The 21,556-nt window shown below is 29.4% G+C and carries 20 protein-coding genes; 8 read left to right on the forward strand and 12 right to left on the reverse strand.

Translation table 11 applies throughout. The features are described from left to right. Positions 1-103: 103 nt before the first annotated feature. On the forward strand, positions 104-652 hold the full coding sequence (locus BTO07_RS07150; protein ID WP_198342522.1) for a hypothetical protein: 549 nt from the start codon (positions 104-106) through the stop codon (positions 650-652). A 221-nt stretch (positions 653-873) separates the two neighbouring features. Here the strand turns inward: BTO07_RS07150 and BTO07_RS07155 are convergent, their stop codons facing one another. Both BTO07_RS07155 and BTO07_RS07160 read right to left on the reverse strand, forming a co-directional pair. Next, positions 874-1,284, reverse strand: a complete 411-nt coding sequence (locus tag BTO07_RS07155) for a hypothetical protein (RefSeq protein WP_087520580.1) — start codon at positions 1,282-1,284, stop codon at positions 874-876. Next, the gene (locus tag BTO07_RS07160) at positions 1,271-1,855 is read right to left on the reverse strand and encodes an RNA polymerase sigma factor (RefSeq protein ID WP_087520581.1); all 585 of its coding nucleotides are present in this window, start codon (positions 1,853-1,855) and stop codon (positions 1,271-1,273) included. The genes BTO07_RS07155 and BTO07_RS07160 overlap by 14 nt, the downstream gene beginning before the upstream one ends. Before the next feature lie 147 nt (positions 1,856-2,002). Here BTO07_RS07160 and BTO07_RS07165 point away from each other — a divergent pair, with 147 nt between their 5' ends. From BTO07_RS07165 to BTO07_RS07185, 5 genes are all read left to right on the forward strand, one after another. Continuing rightward, complete coding sequence (locus tag BTO07_RS07165; RefSeq protein WP_087520582.1) at positions 2,003-2,386, forward strand: DUF6249 domain-containing protein; 384 nt, start codon at positions 2,003-2,005, stop codon at positions 2,384-2,386. A 127-nt stretch (positions 2,387-2,513) separates the two neighbouring features. Next, complete coding sequence (locus BTO07_RS07170; protein WP_087520583.1) at positions 2,514-3,827, forward strand: hypothetical protein; 1,314 nt, start codon at positions 2,514-2,516, stop codon at positions 3,825-3,827. A 40-nt stretch (positions 3,828-3,867) separates the two neighbouring features. Then, positions 3,868-5,679: a DUF885 domain-containing protein gene (locus BTO07_RS07175; protein WP_087520584.1), complete on the forward strand. Its 1,812-nt coding sequence runs from the start codon at positions 3,868-3,870 to the stop codon at positions 5,677-5,679. Between the two features lie 82 nt (positions 5,680-5,761). Continuing rightward, a complete protein-coding gene (locus tag BTO07_RS07180; protein WP_087520585.1) occupies positions 5,762-7,087 on the forward strand; it encodes a M28 family peptidase in 1,326 nt (441 codons plus the stop codon). Next, a complete protein-coding gene (locus BTO07_RS07185) occupies positions 7,087-7,662 on the forward strand; it encodes a YdeI/OmpD-associated family protein (protein ID WP_087520586.1) in 576 nt (191 codons plus the stop codon). The genes BTO07_RS07180 and BTO07_RS07185 overlap by 1 nt, the downstream gene beginning before the upstream one ends. Positions 7,663-7,672: 10 nt before the next feature. Here BTO07_RS07185 and BTO07_RS07190 read toward each other — a convergent pair whose 3' ends face one another. Both BTO07_RS07190 and BTO07_RS07195 read right to left on the reverse strand, forming a co-directional pair. After that, positions 7,673-9,130, reverse strand: a complete 1,458-nt coding sequence (locus tag BTO07_RS07190) for a magnesium chelatase (RefSeq protein ID WP_087520587.1) — start codon at positions 9,128-9,130, stop codon at positions 7,673-7,675. A gap of 131 nt (positions 9,131-9,261) precedes the next feature. Beyond that, the gene (locus tag BTO07_RS07195; RefSeq protein ID WP_087520588.1) at positions 9,262-10,386 is read right to left on the reverse strand and encodes a vWA domain-containing protein; all 1,125 of its coding nucleotides are present in this window, start codon (positions 10,384-10,386) and stop codon (positions 9,262-9,264) included. A gap of 238 nt (positions 10,387-10,624) precedes the next feature. Between BTO07_RS07195 and BTO07_RS07200 the strand changes: the two genes are divergently transcribed. Both BTO07_RS07200 and BTO07_RS07205 read left to right on the forward strand, forming a co-directional pair. Next, positions 10,625-13,246 carry a zinc-dependent metalloprotease gene (locus BTO07_RS07200; RefSeq protein ID WP_087520589.1) on the forward strand — a complete coding sequence of 874 codons (2,622 nt, stop codon included), beginning with the start codon at positions 10,625-10,627 and terminating at the stop codon, positions 13,244-13,246. Positions 13,247-13,309: 63 nt separating this feature from the next. Beyond that, positions 13,310-14,188: a TIGR01777 family oxidoreductase gene (locus BTO07_RS07205; RefSeq protein WP_087520590.1), complete on the forward strand. Its 879-nt coding sequence runs from the start codon at positions 13,310-13,312 to the stop codon at positions 14,186-14,188. A 3-nt stretch (positions 14,189-14,191) separates the two neighbouring features. Here BTO07_RS07205 and BTO07_RS07210 read toward each other — a convergent pair whose 3' ends face one another. The 8 genes from BTO07_RS07210 to BTO07_RS07240 all read right to left on the reverse strand — a co-directional run bounded on the left by BTO07_RS07210 (position 14,192) and on the right by BTO07_RS07240 (position 21,552). After that, positions 14,192-14,641 (reverse strand): hypothetical protein, encoded by a 450-nt coding sequence (locus BTO07_RS07210; RefSeq protein WP_087520591.1) that lies wholly within the window; start codon positions 14,639-14,641, stop codon positions 14,192-14,194. Positions 14,642-14,713: 72 nt separating this feature from the next. Further along, on the reverse strand, positions 14,714-14,890 hold the full coding sequence (locus tag BTO07_RS17415; RefSeq protein ID WP_198342523.1) for a hypothetical protein: 177 nt from the start codon (positions 14,888-14,890) through the stop codon (positions 14,714-14,716). Positions 14,891-14,906: 16 nt separating this feature from the next. Further along, positions 14,907-18,485 carry a T9SS type A sorting domain-containing protein gene (locus BTO07_RS07215; RefSeq protein WP_087520592.1) on the reverse strand — a complete coding sequence of 1,193 codons (3,579 nt, stop codon included), beginning with the start codon at positions 18,483-18,485 and terminating at the stop codon, positions 14,907-14,909. Positions 18,486-18,606: 121 nt separating this feature from the next. Further along, a complete protein-coding gene (locus BTO07_RS07220; RefSeq protein WP_087520593.1) occupies positions 18,607-19,236 on the reverse strand; it encodes a YceI family protein in 630 nt (209 codons plus the stop codon). 4 nt (positions 19,237-19,240) lie between these two features. Beyond that, a complete protein-coding gene (locus tag BTO07_RS07225) occupies positions 19,241-19,507 on the reverse strand; it encodes an acyl-CoA-binding protein (protein WP_087520594.1) in 267 nt (88 codons plus the stop codon). Between the two features lie 5 nt (positions 19,508-19,512). After that, complete coding sequence (locus BTO07_RS07230; RefSeq protein ID WP_087520595.1) at positions 19,513-20,169, reverse strand: phosphatidylserine decarboxylase family protein; 657 nt, start codon at positions 20,167-20,169, stop codon at positions 19,513-19,515. 2 nt (positions 20,170-20,171) lie between these two features. Further along, on the reverse strand, positions 20,172-20,966 hold the full coding sequence (locus BTO07_RS07235; protein WP_087520596.1) for a phosphatidate cytidylyltransferase: 795 nt from the start codon (positions 20,964-20,966) through the stop codon (positions 20,172-20,174). 1 nt (position 20,967) lies between these two features. After that, positions 20,968-21,552: an LUD domain-containing protein gene (locus BTO07_RS07240; RefSeq protein WP_087520597.1), complete on the reverse strand. Its 585-nt coding sequence runs from the start codon at positions 21,550-21,552 to the stop codon at positions 20,968-20,970. Between the last annotated feature and the right edge of the window lie 4 nt (positions 21,553-21,556).

Consider the following 21,556-nt stretch of genomic DNA (forward strand, 5'->3'; position numbering starts at 1 on the left):
CTTGATATTTCTACTCAAAAAGCCTAACTTCGATAACGCCGATTATAAGTCATTAAAACGAATCATAATCGTCTTAAGTTGTAAGCCATTAAAATGAACGAAAATGAGAATTAATTTAACATTGATATTTATTTGTTTTTCTATTTACACATACAGTCAAGGAACTGTACAAAAATTATCTGACAAAAAAATTCAAGAAATTTCTCACGAATTATGCTCAAATGTCATGGCTGCAAGTCGAGAAGCTTATGATATTCCTAAATGGGAAGAGACAATGAGAAATCTAATGGGTTACATAGGAACAAAAAGTGAGTTTCCAGAGTATTTTAACAATTTTCTTAATACATATAAAAATAAAATTATTTGCCCAAAATATCAAGTTACTACAAATATTTTTCCTCCTCAACACCTCTTCAAAAGAATATTGGCAGCAGGTATGAATGAAACTTATGAAGAGTATTTTTTTAATTTCGAAAACGGAGAAGTAGACTTTAATGCATATCAAATTGTCGATGGAGAAAAAGAAACAATACTTGATTGGATAGAAAAATGGGTTGCATTAGGACGAGGAAATAGAGAAGAGTTATTAGATGTTTTAACAGCATTAGAAGATGAATTTGGAGCAAAATATGGAAGAGACCTTTCTGACTAAAATAGAACCTTTTGTTTTTTATTTTAAATTAAATAGAAATAAAATAACGGCATACAACACCGTTCAAAATTAATTGCTTAATAAGTTTTTCCTTCGGAAAAACCTCGTGGACTTCAAAGGCTTGTAATTATTAACTATTTATTAGCTAAATTCACGCAAACAAATCATGTACAAACACGTTAGCGAATCCTCAAAAAAAAATATTTCTTAAAAATTTAGAATTAATGAATCCTTTTATCAAAATATCCTTTTAAGAAAACTACTTGCGCCATAATCATCAATCCGAAAAAAAATATTGAATATAAAACAGTGTTTGAAACCGCAAATGATTCAAACAAATTAGGTATTTGAATTTTATCAAAAAAAGAAAAATTGAGCTCAGGAAGTTTTATCGTAGTTTCTTTCATCTGTTTAAAAGGCACAAATATTGCCACTAATAATAATCCTATAATTAAGATCCACCCTTTTTTAGTAATTAAAGCTTTTGGAGTAAAAAAACTAGATTTATTTTCTGCCAAAATATTTTGCATTATAGATGCTGTAAAATCTATAGATGGTTTTTCTTGCGGAATTTCTTTTACATACTTTTTTGCAAAAGCATCTAATTCTTCGATGTGTTTATTTTCTTCCATAATGACTTATTATTTCTGGTTCTACATTTTCTTCAACAATTGCTAATAATTTCTTTCTAGCTCTGTGTAACTTCACTTTTATATTGGCTTCAGAAAATTGAGTTACTTCTATAATTTCTTTCAAACTTAATTCATCATAATAAAACATCCAAATAATAGAACGTTCATCTTCTGGCAACTTTAACAAACAATCGTTCATAATTTTAGAACGTTCCTTTCTTTCTATTCCCTCCAGAATATTATCAACAGATTTTATCTGATTGAATGTAATTTCGTTAATCTCTAACGTGTTATTATTATTTTTATTCTTTTTGATAGCATCTAAACTTGCATGATACACAATGCGATACATCCAAGTAGAAAATTTTGAATCTCCTTTAAAATTCTTTAAATTTTTATATGCTTTTATAAAACTATCCTGACTAATTTCTTCTGCTTCTTCCCTATTCTTAGTCATTTTAAACGCCAAACTAAAAACCATGTTCTTATACGTATCAACAAGATACGTAAAAGCATTTGCATCTCCATTGATGACTTTAGTAATATATAGTTGGTCGTTGTTGTTGGTCATTTTATCTTTGACGATACATTATATAAATAGGTTACAGATTTTGTTAAAAATATTTTTTTTTGATTTTATTGTAACCTTTATTCTGATGTGATCGTCAAAGCTACAACACAATAAAATTAATCATTTAAATTTTTAAAATAATAAATTATGGAAGTAGCAGTTTTAGCAGTAATATTTGGAAGCATCTTTGGCGTATTCTATTTATATTTTTCTACAAGAAACAAAGAACGTTTAGCTTTAATAGAAAAAGGTGTTGATGCCACTATTTTTATGAAAGGACAACAAAATAAAAAAGCAGCTCCGTTTTGGAAAGTATTAATTTTAAACCTTGGTTTATTAGCAATGGGAGTTGGAGTTGGAATCTTATTAGGAACTTTATTAAGTTACCATTTTGGTTATGAAGGTTCTTGGCAAAACAGACCTCAAAATGCAATAGATTCTGGAGTATTTTATGCTGCTTCAATTTTTCTATGTGCTGGTGGCGCTTTATTGATTGGTTTTAATCAAACAAAAAAATTAGACAAAGAGTAATTAGACAAAGAGTAATTAGACAAAGAATAAATCTTTATTACTTTACTGTTCTAAAAACCATTTCAATTTTATTGAAGTGGTTTCTTGTTTTTAAAAAGTCTGTATATTAGAGCAAAATTTTTAGTAAATGAAGAATGACTATAAAGACACTAAGTTTCAAAAATTATTAAACAAATTACAGCAAGAAAGTTGGCAACTAGAATTACTAATTTCTGGTTTTGCTATTTTTGGATTGATTTCTTCTTTAGCTCCATTAAAAAAAATGGGGCAAGAAGCAGCGGCTGTAGAAAGCTACACAAAAGCATTTTTTTTCATTGCAAGTATTGCTTGTATGGTTTTAATTGTAAACTTAGTAATACATGTTATTTTAAGAGGTTTATGGATTGGAGCAATTGGGTTACGCTACGTTTCTGGTGAAATTGATTATGATGCTCTTAACTATAGAAAACGTTTTACAAATCATCTTAAAAACAAGGTTGGTTCTTTTGATAAATATATTGGTACACTAGAAAACTATTGTAGTATTCTATTTGCAGTTACTTTTCTATATCTCTTTTATATTATTTCTTTCTTTATCATATTCGTGGTCCTTTTTTTAGCAGGTTCTTTTTTTATAGAATCCGGAATCTTTCCAGAATATTTGGGAATGTTTTTACTAGGCATTTTTGCACTCTTTTTTATGTCTTTATCTTTCATTGTTTTTATAGATTTTGTTACACAAGGTTATTTAAAGAAAAAAGAATGGACTTCTTTTTTATACCTTCCGTTGTATAAAATTTTTAGTGTACTTACCTTGTCTTTTTTATACAGGCCTTTGGTTTATAATTTTTTAGACAATAAATTTGGGAGACGATTATTGTTTGTATTATTCCCTGTTTATTTATTTACTTTTTACATTTCTACAGTAAATCATGTAAGATCTAATTTTGTAGAAAAGCAATCTTATTCTTCTGTAAACTACGCAAGCAACAGTAATTATTTAAATGCTATAGAGAATAGTAAAAATATTAGATATGGAGCAATACAATCTAAAATTATTACAAACTCGTTTTTAAAAGTTTTTATTCCTTTTAGAACAAAAACAGAAGATATTCTTATAGATCAAAACCTAAATTTAAAACCAATAAAAGACGAAAGAGGTTATGTTAGCAGCTTTTTTAGGTCGCAAAAAAGAGATAAAACAAAGGATAGCCTTCAAGCAGTGTATCTGAATGCATTTAAAAAAATGTATCTCTTAAAAATTGATAGTTTACAAATTCAGTCTGATTATATCGTTACAGAAATAAATAATCAATTGGGTTTTGAAGCTATTTTTCCCATACATACTATTGTTGAAGGAAAACATACTCTAAAAATTAGCCGATTTGTACTTACTAAAAAATCAAAAGAATTAGAAAACGAAGAAGTTATTGAAATTCCGTTTTGGTATTATAAACAGTAAAAAAATAAATAAATTTGACACATTAGAACTACAACTCACAATGAAAAAAGGAATCCTATCTATTTTTGCATTTTTGTTACTACTTACTTCTTGTAAACAAGAAACACCAAAAGAAACAAAAATAACTTCAGAAAACTCAGCGTTTAATCAGTTGTTAAAAGATTACAATGAAGGTAAGTTTAAGTTAAACCCGGTTAACGCAACGTATGCAGGAGATAATCGATTTAACGATCAATTTCCAAATACACTGTCTGATGAATATCAACTTAAAACAAAAGAATTTTACACAGATTATAAAGCCAAATTAACAAGTTTTAAAGATGATGATTTAACCGAAAGTCAGCAAATGAGTAAAGCTGTTTTAGATTGGGATTGCGAAATGGCATTGGCTCAAAATAGTTTTAAAAATGATGTATTATTACCTATAAATCAAATGTGGACTATCAATTTAACAATAGGACAATTGGCAAGTGGTAGTAGTGCACAACCTTTTAAAACGGTGAAAGATTACGAAAATTGGTTAAGTCGATTAGACAAATACAATGTTTGGTTACAATTTGCAAAAAAACGAATGCAACAAGGTATTAAGGAAGGTTATGTATTACCAAAATCGTTAACTAAAAAAATAATTCCGCAATTTAAAACATTGGCAACAGTTTCTAAATCTACTGAAGGAATCTTAGATTTTTCTACGCATTTATTTTATTCACCAATTAATAATTTTCCAGACAGTTTTTCATCCGAAGAAAAAAATAAATTAACAGCTAATTATACAGCCATTTTAAATGATAAGTTAGTTCCGTCTTTTAAAGCTTTACATTTATTTTTAGCTTCTGATTATTTAAATGCTGGTTTATTAGAAAGCGGAATTTCTGCAATTCCTCAAGGAAGAGCATATTACCAACACGCCATTAAAAACTACACAACTACCAATATGACAGCAGATGAAATTTATACACTTGGCTTAAGCGAAGTTGCAAGAATTTTATCTGAAATGGAAAAAGTAAAAACAACAGTTGGTTTTAAAGGGAGTTTAAAAGATTTCTTCAATTTTGTTAGAGAAAACAAAGCCTTAATGCCTTATAAAACTCCGGAAGAAATTTTAGCTAATTTTAATGCTATTCATGAAAAAATGAAACCGCAATTAGAAAAATTATTTGGTAATAAACCCAAAACAGCTTTTGTAGTTAAACAAACAGAAAAATTTAGAGAAGCTTCTGCAAGTGCAGAATACAACCCTGGTTCTTTAGATGGTACAAGACCTGGAGTTTTTTATACGCCAATTCCTGATGCTACAAAATACAATGTATTTTCTGATGAAGCTTTGTTTTTACATGAAGCGATTCCAGGACACCATTATCAAATTTCATTAACACAAGAAAATAAAGATTTACCAGATTTTAGAAAAACATTATGGTATAGTGCTTATGGTGAAGGTTGGGCTTTATACACAGAAAACTTGGGTAAAGAGTTAGGTTTGTATACAGATCCTTATCAATATTTTGGAATGTTAGGAATGGAAATGCACCGAGCAATTAGATTAGTTGTAGACACAGGTTTACATGCAAAAGGTTGGAGCAGAGAAAAAGCGATTCAGTATTCTTTAGAGAATGAAGCTGAAGGAGAGGCAAGTATTATTTCTGAAATTGAACGTTATATGGCAAATCCAGGACAAGCATTATCTTATAAAATTGGTCAGTTAAAAATTAGAGAACTACGTGCAAAGGCTAAAAAACAACTAGGTAAAAAATTTGATATTAGAGAATTTCATAATCAAGTTTTAGAAACAGGTTGCATTCCTTTAGCCTTATTAGAAAACAAAATTGATAATTGGATTGCTTCAATAAAGTAATTTATTTTATTTACCATTTTTTAAAACCTCTTTATAAATTTATAAAGAGGTTTTTTGTACTTTTAAATTCTAATTTTTACAAATGAAAAAATTCACACTCCTATTCTTATTTATTTCAATATCAATTTCTGCACAAACAGATTCAAAAATATACGACATTATAAATGCTGTTTCTGCGGATAGAATTAAGGCTGATGTAAAAACGTTGACTGAATTTGGCACAAGAAATACATTTTCTGATACCATTTCTAACACTCGCGGAATTGGTGCTGCAAGACGTTGGATAAAATCTGAATTTGATAACATTTCTAAAAATTGCAATAATTGTATAAACACGTTTTATCAAAAGGATTTTGTTTCCAAAAAAGGTAACAGAAGAGTACCTCATGATGCATGGGTTGTAAATGTTGTTGCAGTTCAAAAAGGAACAAAATACCCAAATAAATATGTTATTATGAGCGGAGATATTGATTCTCGTGCAAGTGATACAATGGATTTTACCACAGATGCTCCAGGTGCAAATGATAATGCTTCAGGAATGGCAGGAACTATAGAAGCTGCTAGAGTTTTAAGCAAATATAAATTTGAAAGCAGTATTATTTACGTTGGGCTTTCTGGAGAAGAACAAGGTTTATTTGGTGGCGCAGGTTTGGCTAAATATGCAAAAGAAAAAGGTTGGGAAATTATCGGTGTTTTAAATAATGATATGATAGGTAATATTAAAGGAGTTGATGGTGTTATAGATAACAGAACTTTTAGAATTTTCTCTGAACCGGTTCCTGCAAATGAAACCGAGAAACAAAGAAAAATGCGTCGTTTTTATGGTGGTGAAGTAGATGGAATTTCGCGTCAATTGGCAAGATATATTCACAAAACAACCAAAACGTATATGCCAGAAATGAACCCAATGATGATTTATCGACTAGATAGATTTGGACGTGGAGGACATCACAGACCGTTTAACGATTTAGGTTTTCCTGGAATTAGAATTATGGAAGCGCATGAAAATTACACACAACAGCATCAAGATATTAGAATAGAAAATGGTATAAAATATGGTGATACTTTTGAGAATGTAAATTTTGAATATGCTAAGAAATTAACTGCTGTAAATGCAATATCAATGGCAGGTTTAGCTTTTGCGCCACCAAGTCCTACTGAAGTTTCTATTGGAGGAATTGTGGAAGCTTCTGTAAAATTAAAATGGAATAAAGTTGAAGGTGCAAAAGGGTATAAAATTTATTGGAGAGATACTACTTCCCCAACTTGGGATCATTCTAGATATGTAGAAACTACCGAATTTACTTTAGAAGGAATTGTAATTGATAATTTCTTTTTTGGAGTTGCTGCCGTTGGAAAAAATGGTCATGAAAGTGTTGTTGTTTTTCCAAATAAAATTTGGAGATAATGTCTAAAAAACCAGAATTGTATTTTAAAAATGATGTTGAATGGCGAACTTGGTTGTCTGAAAATCATAATATTTCCATTGGAATTTATCTTATCTTTTATAAGGTAGCAAATGAAGAGGAATCAATGCGTTGGGAAGAAGCTGTAAAGGTTGCCTTATGTTTTGGTTGGATAGATTCTACCGTTAAAAGTTTAGGAAACGGTAAACGAAGGCAATACTTCTGTAAACGAAATACTAAAAGTATTTGGAGTGCTTTAAATAAAAAATATATTCAAGAATTAATTTCTCAAAACTTAATGCATCAAAAAGGTTTAGAAATTATTGAAATTGGAAAGAAAAACGGTTCTTGGTCTGCTCTAGATGCTGTTGAAAAAGGAATAATTCCAGAAGATTTACAAATAGAATTTAATGCTAATACAGCAGCATTTACAAACTTTAAAAACTTTGCTCCTAGTTATAAAAAGAGTTATTTGTATTGGTTACAACAAGCAAAAAGAGAAACTACAAGACAAAACCGAATTATAGAAATAATTCGGCTTTGTAATGAAAATATTAAAACTCGTGGAAACTGGTAATTATAAAATATTACAATCCACTTATAAAGTTACCATAAGGATCTTTAAATTGAGTTCCTTCTGCAAAGCGATATTTGCTTAATTTTTTAAACTCTACAAGTGCCCACAATACAAATTCTTTCATAAAATAAACATCAGATTCATTGATGTTTGGTTGGTATTGTTTTACAAAATCAGTCAAAGGTTTTACCTTATCTAATTCGGCTTTGTATTTTTCTTCTGTATAATCATCTAACAATTCAAAATCTTCATCCGTATTAAAAAACCAAGAAATAATAGCATCATAAGGAGTTTCTGCTTCTTGCCTTTCTAACTTTTTAATTTCAGGAAAATAGGTTGGAAACAATGTTTTAATTGCATTTTTAATTAAGTTTTCTGCAACTACTTGTGCTCCTTCTTGCTCACCTTCATACACCAATTCTACTTTACCTGTAATTGCAGGAATAATTCCGTCGAAATCACTCAAACGAATCATTGTTTTTCCTTCTCCAGAAAGCAAAGCTCTTCTTTCTGCTGTACTTAATAAGTTTTCGAAAGCTGTGATACTTAAACGTGCACTAACTCCACTTTTAGCATCAATATATTCGCTTTCTCTCGCTTCAAAAACAATTTGTTCTAACAAGTCTTTTGCCAATTCTGGAATTTGGATAAAGTCTTTTTGAGAGCTTGCTTTATTTGCTTCTTGTTGCGTTATGGTTTTTGCCGTTTCTATATCTTCTGGATAATGTGTTAAAATCTGAGAACCAATTCTGTCTTTTAAAGGCGTAACAATACTTCCTCTATTTGTATAATCTTCAGGGTTTGCCGTAAATACAAATTGCATATCTAAAGGAAGTCTTAATTTAAAACCTCTAATTTGAATATCACCTTCTTGTAGAATATTAAATAAAGCCACCTGAATTCTTGCTTGTAAATCTGGCAATTCATTGATTACAAAAATACATCTGTTTGCTCTTGGAATCATTCCATAATGAATTACTCTATCATCAGCATAAGATAATTTTAAGTTTGCCGCTTTTATGGGATCTACATCTCCTATAATATCTGCAACAGTAACATCTGGTGTTGCTAATTTCTCTGCAAAACGTTCACTTCTATGCAACCAGAAAATCGGAGTCTCATCACCTTTTTCTTTAATCATTTCAATTGCAAATCTTGAAATCGGATTTAATGGATCATCATTAATTTCAGAACCTTCTACAACTGGTATATATTCGTCTAACAAATTCACCATTAATCTTGCTAAACGTGTTTTTGCTTGCCCTCTTAATCCTAATAAATTGATATTATGTTTACTTAAAATGGCTCTTTCTAACTCAGGTATTACTGTGTTTTCATAACCATGAATTCCTTTAAAAACAGTTTCTTTACTCATCATTTTACTGATTAAATTTTCTCGTAACTCGTCTTTAATAGATTTCGATTGATATCCTGATTTTTTTAATTCTCCTATTGTTTTTATATTCATAAGCCTATCCTTAATCCTTTCCAAAGGAAAGGAAACACTGTTGTGTTTATCTGTGTGTTACTAATATTTTCTTTTTTCTATTTCCCTCAAACTTGCTAAAAGTCTTCCCTTTGGGAAGATTTAGATGGGCTTTACCCCTTAATTCGTTTTTTTCTATTGGTTTCGTAATCTTCAAAAATCATCTCACCCAAACCTTTTAATCCTGTATAAAATGCTTTTCCTTGGTTTGCTTTTGTAAATGCTCTTACAAATTGCATTAAATAAGGATCTTGAGCAATCATAAAGGTTGTGATAGGAATGTGCAATTTTCTTGCTTGCTGAGCCATTCCGTAACATTTATCTACAATGTACTTATCTAATCCATTACTATTTTTATAATATTGACCATCTGGCAAACGCAAACAACTTGGTTTTCCATCAGTAATCATAAAAATCTGTTTATTAGTATTTCTTTTTCTTCTCAATAAATCCATTGCTAACTGTAAACCAGCAACCGTATTTGTATGATAAGGTCCTACTTGTAAATAAGGTAAATCTTTAATTTTGATAGACCAAGCATCGTTTCCAAAAACAATAATATCTAAAGTATCTTTTGGATAACGAGTCGTAATTAATTCCACCAAAGCCATCGCCACTTTTTTGGCAGGAGTAATTCTATCCTCTCCATATAAAATCATAGAATGACTAATATCAATCATTAACACAGTACTCATTTGGCTTTTATGCAGCGTTTCTTCAACAACCAAATCATTTTCTGTAAGATGAAAGTTATCAATTCCGTTATTAACTTGAGCATTTCTTATGCTTTCTGTCATAGAAACTTTGTCTAATGCATCTCCAAATTGATAAGCTCTAAAATCCCCAGTATGTTCATCTCCAATTCCTGGAGATTTACTTTTATGATTACCAGCACCACTTCTTTTTATTTTTCCGAAGATATTATTTAAAGCTTGCTGACGAATAGCACGTTCTGTTTTGGGAGTAATTTTTGTACCTCCAGTTCCATCACCTTTTATTTCTTCTTTTATGTAGCCTTTCTTCTTTAGATCTTCTATAAAATCATCAATGGTATAATCCTCTTTTGTTAACTTATATTCTTTATCTAAAGAGCGTAACCAATCTATGGCTTCATCAAAATCGCCAGAAGTATGTGTAATCAGTTCTTTAAAAATATCGAAAAGCATCTCAAAAGGAGATTGATTTTCTGCTTCGTAGGTTTTAAAAACAAAACCTTTTCTTTTAGTGTCATTTTTCATTTCTATAAAAATACATCTTTAAAAGATGCTTTATTAAAGTTTAACATTGCTTTAATAGATGTGACTATTATTTCTATTTATTGTTACGATAAACTCAATAAAATAAACAGATTAAGAAAGTATTTATATAAAAACATCTATTTTTAGACTGCATACAACTTTTATCATAAAATTAACATTTTAATTACTAGGCAAAAACTAACTTGTAAAATTATTTTTAACCAACTTACTAATTCATATGAAAACAATCTATTCAAGTAAATTTAAGGTTCTTTGCTCTCTGTTTCTAACGCTAGCAGTTTTAGGAATACAGGATGCAAACGCACAATTTTGGAAAAAGAAAAAAACGGAAACAAGTAAAACTTCTGATAAAAAAACGCCTCCAACAAAGAAAGAAAAATCAATTAAAGATTTAACGAAAAGCAGTAAAAAAATTGAAGGTTTATTTACTATTTATCAAGATACTGTAACTGGTTCTGTTAAACTTTTAATAAAAGAAGACCAGCTTAACAAAGATTTTATTTATTTCTCACAAATTGCAGATGGTGTTTTAGATGCTGGTCAATTTAGAGGAGCATACCAAGGTTCAAGTGTTTTTCATTTGAAAAAATATTTTAATAAATTAGATTTTTTTGTTCCTAATACTTCTTTCTATTTTGATAAAAAAAGCGCACTTTCAAAATCTGCAAATGCGAATATAAGTGATGCAGTTATTGCTAGTGGAAAAATATTAGCAACAGATACTAAAAAAGGTGAATATTTAATTGATGCTGATGCGTTATTTCTATCAGAATCTTTTACAAGAGTTAAAGGACCTAAAAGACCAGGTAGTTCTCCTTTAGCTTTTAGTTTAGGGAGATTTGACAAGAATAAATCGAAAATAAATGAGATTAAAAATTATCCAGAAAATACAAATGTAAAAACAGAATATGTTTACAGTAATCCTACTGTATTAAATGGTGGTTCTGCTGCAGTTACTGATGGAAGAAATGTTTCTATCAAAGTTTTTCATACGTTTATGAATATGCCAGAAGAAGATTATTCACCAAGAATGGATGATGCTAGAGTTGGATATTTCTTAACTGAAACAAACGATATGACAACAACTAAAACTATTAATTATAGAGATATGATTCATAGATGGAAGTTGGTTAAAAAAGATTCTAATGCTGCTATTTCAGAACCTGTAACACCAATTACTTGGTGGATAGAAAATACAACTCCAATAGAATGGAGAGAAACAATTAAAGAAGGAGTTTTAGCATGGAATGTTGCTTTTGAAAAAGCAGGATTTAAAAACGCAATGGTTGTAAAAGTACAACCAGATGATGCAGATTGGGATGCTGGTGATGTACGTTACAATGTTTTACGTTGGACTTCTTCTCCTAATCCTCCATTTGGTGGTTATGGACCTAGTTTTGTAAACCCTAGAACAGGAGAAATTTTAGGTGCAGACATTATGTTAGAATTTGTACATTTTACAAATAGAGTTTTCGCGGATAAATTATATAATGATGCTGCAGCTAATATGAAATTAGAAACTTTAGAAGAATTAAAAACAAAACAATTCTTCGAAAACAAGAAACATACATTTTGTTCTATGGGACATGTAATGCATAATAACATGCAATTAGGGTCTGCAGTTTTACAAGCAACTGGTGCTTCTGATTTAGACATGGAAGCTCTTAAAAAAGAAGGAATGAAATCTTTAATTATGCACGAAGTTGGACATACTTTAGGTTTGAATCATAATATGAAAGCAAGTCAATTATTTTCTCCTGCACAATTAGCAGATGCTGCTTTTATTAAAGGAAAAGCTTTAACAGGTTCTGTTATGGATTATGCAGGTATTAATATTACAAATGACAGAAGTAAACAAGGACAATATGCTGATATGGCTGTTGGACCTTATGATGTTTGGGCAATTCAATTCGGGTATCAAGATTTTAAAAATAATTCAGAAATGAGTTCATTATTAAATCAGTCAACAAAACCAGAATTAATTTTTGGTAATGATGCAGATGACATGCGTTCATCAAGTAATGGTATAGATCCAAGAGTTATGATTGGAGATTTATCTAATGATCAAATTACATATTCTGTAAATAGATTTGAATTGGTTAATTCTATGATGAAAAACTTAAAAACTCAATTCACAAAAAAAGGTGAAACTTATGAAGATTTAAGAAGAGCATTCTACACTTTACAAAATCAAAGCAGAGTTGCTGGTGGTGTTGTTTCTAGGTTTATTGGAGGTGTTTATGTAGACAGATCAACATTTGGTCAAGAAGGCGGAACACAACCTTATACACCTGTTAGTTTAGCAGATCAAAAAAGAGCAATGGCTGCTATGAAAAAATATGTTTTTGCTTCAGATGCATTTGATGCTCCTAAAGAAGTTTATAACTATTTAGCGAGACAAAGAAGAGGATATAATTTCTTTGGAAGAACAGAAGATCCAAAAATTAACGAACAAGTTTTAGCATATCAAACATCTGTATTATCTCATTTAATGCATCCAAATACTTTACAAAGAATTTCTAACTCAGAATTATATGGTAACGAATACAAGTTATCTTCATTTATGACTGATTTAAATAGCATGATATTTAAACAAGATGTTTATGGAAGTATCAATTCTTTTCGTCAGAATTTGCAAGCTGTGTACACAAAAAGATTAATTGATATGATTTCTGGTAAAGCTAGCAGTAGATTTACAGTTGCTGCAAAATCTATGGCTATTTATAATCTAAAGAATATTAAAACTTGGGTTAGTAATGGTAAAGGTGATTTAGCTACAAAAGCACATAAAAATCATTTAAAAACATTAATTACAAATGCAATGAAGGAGATTAAATAATCTTATAAAATATTTCTATTAAAAACCGCAATCAAATTGATTGCGGTTTTTTATTTTTACAGTATGGCAAGAATTTTAATTACAGGTGGTACAGGTTTAGTTGGAAAAAGATTAACAGATATGTTAATTGATAAAAATCATGAAGTTGTAATTTTAAGCAGAAACCCAAAAAATGATAATGAATTTAAATGGGATATTTCATCTAATTATATTGATGAAAAAGCGCTTATAAATACAGATTACATTATTCATTTAGCAGGAGCTGGAATTGCAGATAAACGTTGGACTGAGAAAAGAAAACAAGTAATTATTGATAGTAGAGTTAAAACTGCAAACTTACTTTTTGATAAGATAACTGCTTTAAAAATCAACTTAAAGGGGTTTATTTCTGCTTCAGGAATTGGTTACTATGGAGCAGTAACTTCTGAAACAATTTTTGAAGAAACAGCTAAAGTTGGTACTGATTTCTTAGGTGATGTTTGCTATAAATGGGAACAAGCTGCACATCAATTTTCAACAAAAAATATACCAGTAACTATATTAAGGACTGGAATTGTTTTAGCTAAAAAAGGCGGAGCATTAGATAAAATGAAAACTCCTGTAATAACTCCATTAGGTTCTGGAAAACAATATATTCCTTGGATTCATATTGATGATCTTTGCAATCTATATATTGCAGCAATAGAAGATAATTTAATTGGGGTTTTTAACGCAGTTGCTCCAGAACATCATACAAGTACTTCTTTTTCTAAAGCATTAGCTAAAAGTATAAAAAGACCCTATTTTGGGATTGGAGTTCCGAGTTTTATATTGCAAATTTTATTTGGAGAAATGGCTGTTATCCTTTTAAAAGGAAGTAGAATTTCAACAAAAAAAACCGAAAAGAATATAAATTCTTTCCGATTTTCAAAGCTCCAGAAGGCTTTAAGTAACTTACAATAAAATTTATTCTAAGTTACTCTCCTTCATTTTCCCCAGCCAAGTTCTTCCACCTAGAGTCGATTTATAATAAACAAACCCTTTTTCTATTTTTGTAATTTCTATTTTCATTTTTGTTCCTCTTTTAAAAGGAAAGTTAGGTATTGTAAAATCTTCTATTGTTACATACACTAAATCTTCAGATACCCAAAAAAGTTTAGATTTAATAAAGTATTTTTTATTATCATGAAACTCATAATGCTCGTCACCTTTATAAACAACTTCTACTTCTCCTCCATCATATACGTAAGTATAAGTACCATCATTGACTAAAGTTTCTCCTTCGAATTCTTTAGCATCTTTGTCTATAAAGTTTAATGCTGTTGGGTTTAATGTCATTAAATAATCTTGTGCATTTACATAAAAAGCACATAATAAAATAATTGCTAAAAATAATTTGTTTTTAAAATTTTTCATTTTGTTAAAGTTTAGGGGTGTAAAATTTAATTTTTAGGGGTGTTTATTTAATTTTTTACTATAACTGTTTATTTAGAAAAAACCTGTTCCTGGTTCAGCCAATGATGATGCTTGTGCTTTCTGAGGGTTTAAAATCATATAGGTTCCTAATGCTGTTAAAGCGGCATATTTACCATAATTTCCAATTTTTTTTATAGCTTCTTTTCTAGAAATTTCTTCTATGCTATTTTTACCGTTTATTTGTTTCATTGTATTAAAGTTAGGGTTACTCTAAAATAATTTTTTTACTAATTTCTTCTGATTGAGATTTTATTTGAACAAAATAGATTCCTGTATTTAATTTAGGCAATGCTACTTCTTGAATTGCTTTATTACTAAGTTTTGTACTTAAAACTTCTTTACCTAAAACTGAAATTAACTTAAAAGAAGCTTCATCAATATTAAGACCTATTACTTTTATTGAATTAGAGTCTGTATTATAAATTTTAACTTTAGAACCAGAAACTAAATTATCTACCGAAAGAGTCTCTGATGTTGTATGAAGATAAAAACGACCAATACCATTTTCATCTTCCTCTAAAATTGTTTTATAAGAGCCTTCATCAATTCTTGTAAAAACATTTTCTACTTTATCCTCTAAGTAGACTTTTACACCAGTAGGAATGTTATTCATATCCGCTGAAAAAATAATTTCAGAATCTTTATTAGCATTCAAACCTACAGGAACAACCATTGTATCAAAATTACTATTTGGCAATGCTTGTAGCGCATATTTTGTTCCGTCTTTATCAGACACTAAATGAGTGTATATAGAGTATGAAGCTGTAGTATTAAATAAACCAGCATCATAGCCTTCATCTAAACCAGTTGTAGTTCCTGCTATATATTTTATATCAGTATTTTTTTCCGTTGATAAACCATTATTGATTTTTAACTTGATTTCAAATCTATCAGAACTACTTTTTGAGAAATAATCTCCAGTTCTATGACTTTGCATCTTTTCATTCAAAGTAATAGAACCATCAGCATTAACTCTTACAAAATAACCTTGACCTGGCGCTAAATATTTTGCATCTGAAGTATTATTAATTGGTTTATAAGTATCCGAAACAGTATCCCAGAAGTAAATTGCTTTAAAACCAGATTGTAAAATAGAAAAGTTTATACCTAAATCTAAAATATTATTGGCAGCATCTGCAGGTTTATTTACGTTAACAAATGAAGGATAAGGATTTCCTATTAAATTCCATCCATTAGAACCAACTGTTACATTTTTAACAACATCGTCCGTTTTTAAATTTCCTGCAAAAGTTACATTTCCTGCTGAAGATAACCTTATTGAATATCCTTTTCCTAATTCAAAATCTCCAGAAGTCGTTGTTCCGTTTTGATAATATACCCAAGCTGGAGTTGCATTATTATAAGAACCCAAACCTCTATTATCATTACCAGCACCAGCAACTAATGAACTAGCATTAGCAAAAACATCAATATCTTGGTTTTCTACTGGACTCGAAATTATATACCAGTTAGCATTATCTTTTATATATCTATTATAAACAATGTTACCTATAGAGCTTCCATCAACTATTATAGAACCACTGCTTGTAGCATCAGATTTAATATTTGTAGTACCTGTTGTTGTTAAATTTCCAGTAATAGTAATTGATTTACCCGAATTTATGTTTAATGTTCCTACAACAGAAACGTCAGTAACCGTAATATATGACACATCTAAATTTGCTGTTTTCCCTGATGGAATTGAAACTAAATCATTTGCAATTGGTAATCTTCCTAAATCCCAATTAGAAATTGATGACCAATCACCATTTGAAGCAGTAAATGTATTTGTAACTGCATTATTATTTATAGTTATTGATTTTTCTTGTTTATAATAATTAGCAATATTCTGAGCTATATAAGTTACCGTATAGGTTCCTGTAGAAGATGCAGATACATCTATAACACCTGTTGATGCGTTAATTGACAAACCTGAAGTACTTGAAAAAGTTCCTCCTGAAATTCCAGCAATAGTTGGAGTAGCATCTAAACCATAAATAGAGTAATTACTTGTAGCATATGAAAACTTAGAAAAATCATTGTAATGTAGATCTATATATGTTTTTATAACAGTAGCATAATCTCTAGAAAAATAAGGAATTGTTGCACTTCTTGAATCTGTTCTATTGTAAGGATATGCATAACCAGAATAAGTAGACCCCATGTCTCTTACACGTCTGTTTACTTCAGTCATTATACCATCAATAGTTCCACCACCTCCATTTAAACTACCTCCTGCTCCTACTATAGAGTTTGCATGCGAAGTACTACCAGATCCATGTCTAATATTATTATAGTAATCACCAGAAAAATAAGAGTAACCTCCTGGGTTTGTATCATCACAACTTCCTTGATTACCGTCTCCAATATGACTTGGCACAGTTCTATAACCAGCAGTTTTACCACATGTTGTATTATCTGAAATTGCTAAATATTCACTTCCACCAGTAGTTTGTAATAAACCTCCTAAACTTTCGGAACCTCTAACTAAATCTTCAAAAGTTAAATTTTGAAGGTTATCACTAATTAGGTTTTTAATTGTTACTCTTGACAATTCTGTAGCATTTGTCGCTGAATTATTTAAGTCTTCATCATAAGAACTACTAGGTAAATTATAACCAGCTTCAATTCTAGGCACTGAATGACTTTGTCCGTGTAAATCTATATACAATCCTTTACCAAAATTTGCTGTAATATCTGCACTTGCAGCATCTATAAAATTATGAAAAGCATTATAATACTTATCTGAACCTGAACTTCCACAAGTTGCTTCAACTATATCTCTATTTGGGTCTAATTTAGACCTGTGTAAATTATTAATAATAATATAAGGATACAAACCATATTGTTCGTAACACTTTTTTTGAATTTCACGAATTAAGATATCTGTATTATCATCTCGCTCATCAGAACCACAATTTCTGTTCGATAAATCACTATCATTATGAGGATATGTAGTACTGCTTAAACAACAATCTTGAGAACCAGCTTGTAAAACTCCTCCATGAGGAGCAGAAATAATTACAGGCATATTTCCCGGAATGTATTCTATATATTTTTTACTAGAATCAAAGTATTGTGAAACTGCAAAAGCAATTGTTACATTAAAAGTTGCACTATTTTGATCTGGTGCAGTTGTAGTATAAGTTACAACATAACTACCTACAATAGAATTAGAAACATCTATTACTCCTGTAGAATTATTAATACTTAAACCAGAGGTTGATGTAAAAGTCCCACCTGTTTCTCCGGTAATTGTAGGTGATGGGTCTGAGTCTGTTATAGCTACTGAAGCACTTGGATAACTAAAAGAAGCATCATCTAAAACAGGAGCTTCATTTACAGCAAAATGAATTTCTTTAAAAATTTCTACATTAGAAAGGGAAGTATTATCGAAAAAAGCATCATTAAGAGTTAAAACATCTACTCCATCTACATTAACTGTAGCATAACCGCTTCCATTCCAACCATCACCAAACTTATCATATATCTTTACTGAATAACCAGAACCTTCTGGAACATTATCATTAACAACCACAGGAGTAGTACTAAGTGATGAATTATTATCAAACGCTGCATTACCAGAACCAGTATAACCATTATCAACAGTCGCCAAAATGTCTCCATTTGTAGCCAAAAGTTCTATTTTATTTTCAGATGACCATTCAGGCCAATCAACAGCTATAGTTACATCAACGCTTTGTGAAAAAATTAGAAATGATTGTAAAAATATTATTAAGACAGTAGAATGTCTTAAAAAATTAGGGGAAATTTTTTTAGTCATTAGGTAGGGGACAGAAAAGTATTTTGTTAATACTTAATCATTAATTTTTAGGGGTTAATTAATTTTAAATATGTTCAAATATATATAATTTTTTTAATAAAACTATAAAAAAAATAAAAATTTAAAATGTAGATTTAATATTTAGTGCAACTTCACTCCAAGTTTTTGAAACTCCATCTGCTCCTTTATGCAAGTCTTTACAAACTGTATTTAAAGAATTCAATGCTTCAGAAGCGTTCCATTTGGTAATATCCATAGTTGCATTCATAGAAAAAGTATTTGCTTCAATAGTATAAAAGAAGGCTACTTTTTCTGTAATTCCATTCATTTTAATATTAGCATAACCAATTGAGTCATTTTCTAAAACTAGCTTACCAGATAATAATTTTGTTTTATCCATAACACCAAAAAAGAATTTTTTAATTTTAAAATCTCTACTCGTATCCTTTGTAAAAATACTACTTACAGGTATAGAGAATTCAGCATTATTAATAGCTTCTTTAATTGAGTTTCCTTCACCTCCAGAGGTAATGTCAACTTTTTTAAATTGACCTCCTACAGCAACTTTATCAGTAGTTTTATAAGCTGTAAAGTTTATTTCATTTGAAGCTTTCTCTAATGAAAAAGCTGCAATACTTTTTTTAGCTTCAATTTTGTTTACTTTATCAGCATCTGCTTTTTTTTCTGATTTACAAGATGAAAAACTAAACGCTACAAACATTAATAATGATAATACTATACCTCTTTTCATGATGTTATTTTTTATGATTTAAAACTGTTTTCGCTAAATTTATGTATTCTTTTTTTGCAACTTCAGATTTCATTCCGTTTAATTGCATCCATGCATTTAACTTAAATGCACTTCTTACATTAAGTTCGCTATTAAAAGAAAATTTATTACCAAAATTTGCCTGCTTGTTATAAGCATAAAATTTTAGCATTATATCCGGAGCAATCGCTTTCCTTAATTTAGAAATTCTATCGAAAGCTTCATTAAACTCTTTGTCTAAATCAGATTCCATAAATACTATTTTTCTGCAATTACTTGAACACCACCTTTAACTTTGTCTCCTAAAGATACGTTTAACTTTGTACCTAATGGAAGAAAAAGGTCTACTCTAGATCCAAATTTAATAAATCCTGCATCAGCACCCTGTATTGTTTTATCTCCTACTTTGGCGTAGTTTACGATTCTTTTTGCTAAAGCTCCTGCAATTTGTCTGTATAATACATCTCCAAAAGATTTATTATTTACTACAATTGAAGTTCTTTCGTTTTCTGTAGATGCTTTTGGATGCCATGCAACCAAATATTTACCAGGGTGATATTTACTATATTTTACAACTCCACTCATTGCATATCTAGTAACATGCACATTAATCGGAGACATAAAAATAGATACTTGTAGCCTTTTACCTTTAAAATATTCTGGCTCTTCTACTTCTTCTATAACAACAACTTTACCATCAACGGGTGCAACTAACACATTGTCATTTAAAGGAGCGACTCTTTTAGGATTTCTAAAAAATTGTAAAATAATTATTAAAAACCCAATAATTAGAATCTGAATAGCTTTTACCAACCAAGGTATTTCAATGAAATTTTCTGCTAATAAAATACCTGCAACAGATAAAATTAAAGCAATAGTAATTATTTTATATCCTTCTTTGTGAAAACGAATCATACTTAAATTATAAAATTAATATACAAATATACAAACGGAGCTGCAAACAGCAAACTATCTAATCGATCTAACATACCTCCATGACCTGGCATAATAGTACCACTGTCTTTAATGTTAGCTTGTCTTTTAAATTTAGACTCTACTAAATCTCCTATAGTACCAATTACACTTACAATAAGCGCTATAATTAACCAGTTAATAGTTGAAAAGTCGTTATTAAATTGACTAATAATATAGGCAGAAATAAGAGCAAACACTAAACCTCCTAAAAATCCTTCTTGTGTTTTTTTTGGAGAAACTGAAACAAATAGCTTTCTTTTTCCAAAATTCTTACCAACTAAAAAAGCAAAACTATCATTAACCCAAATCATTACTAATATAGAAATCATTAAATATGGATTGTACGCCCCTTTATAGATAGGTAAAAGGACTAAAAATATCATTGAAAATATAACATACCTTATTAATAAACCTGACTTAGATCTATCATTAGAAAATGTAATTTCTTTTTTTGCAAACAAATAGTAAATTAAGAATAACGAAGAAATTATAGTGATTCCTAAAACACCAATAACGGCATAACTTTCAGGTCTTTTTAATATTAAAAATAATGTTAGACAGAAAAAAACGTACCCAACTAAACCTTTAAATTGTATTAATTTAGAAAACTCCCAAACACATATTAATGCGAATAAAGAGGTTAAAATTATATACGATTCTTTTGAAAAAAGAATTGCAGATAAAAAAATTAAAACGTAAATAATGCCTGATAGACTCCTTTTTAAAAGGTTACTCATATTATAAATCTTCTAATAGCAGCAAATATAAGTTTTTTGAGTTACTGTTTCCATAGTTTAAGAAATTATCATCATTTTTATTAATGCTGTAATTTTTTATGGCAGAAATGTTTGTAGGTAGATTTCCTTTATGATGTATTTTAATACCAGTTAAACCTTGCCCCATATCATTAACCAACTGACTTGTAGTTGCATAAACAATAAAATTTTGCGGCATCTCAGATAACTTCGAACTTTTTAACTGATTTGAAGAAAATAAAATATCTCCATTATCAGCAATTAAATGCTCGCAATTCAAGAAAACAGGAACATCAGCATTAAAATTATTACTTATTTTTACATCTTTTTCACTAAAAAAAGCAGATAACTTACTATCTAAAAGAGTTAACTGTTTCCAATTATTTTCTTTTAAAATATTCTTTAAGTTATCTGTAACTTCTAATTTATCTGAAGAATACAGGAACTTCCCTCCTTTTTCAACAAAATTATGTACAAATAAGTCATCTAAAGAAAGAGCTACTTCTTGCTTCTGAATCTCTTTATCTTCCTTTATAGGGATATTGAATAACTTTTTAAAAAAACTCATATAA

It is taken from the genome of Polaribacter sp. SA4-12, assembly GCF_002163675.1.
Taxonomy (GTDB): Bacteria; Bacteroidota; Bacteroidia; order Flavobacteriales; family Flavobacteriaceae; genus Polaribacter.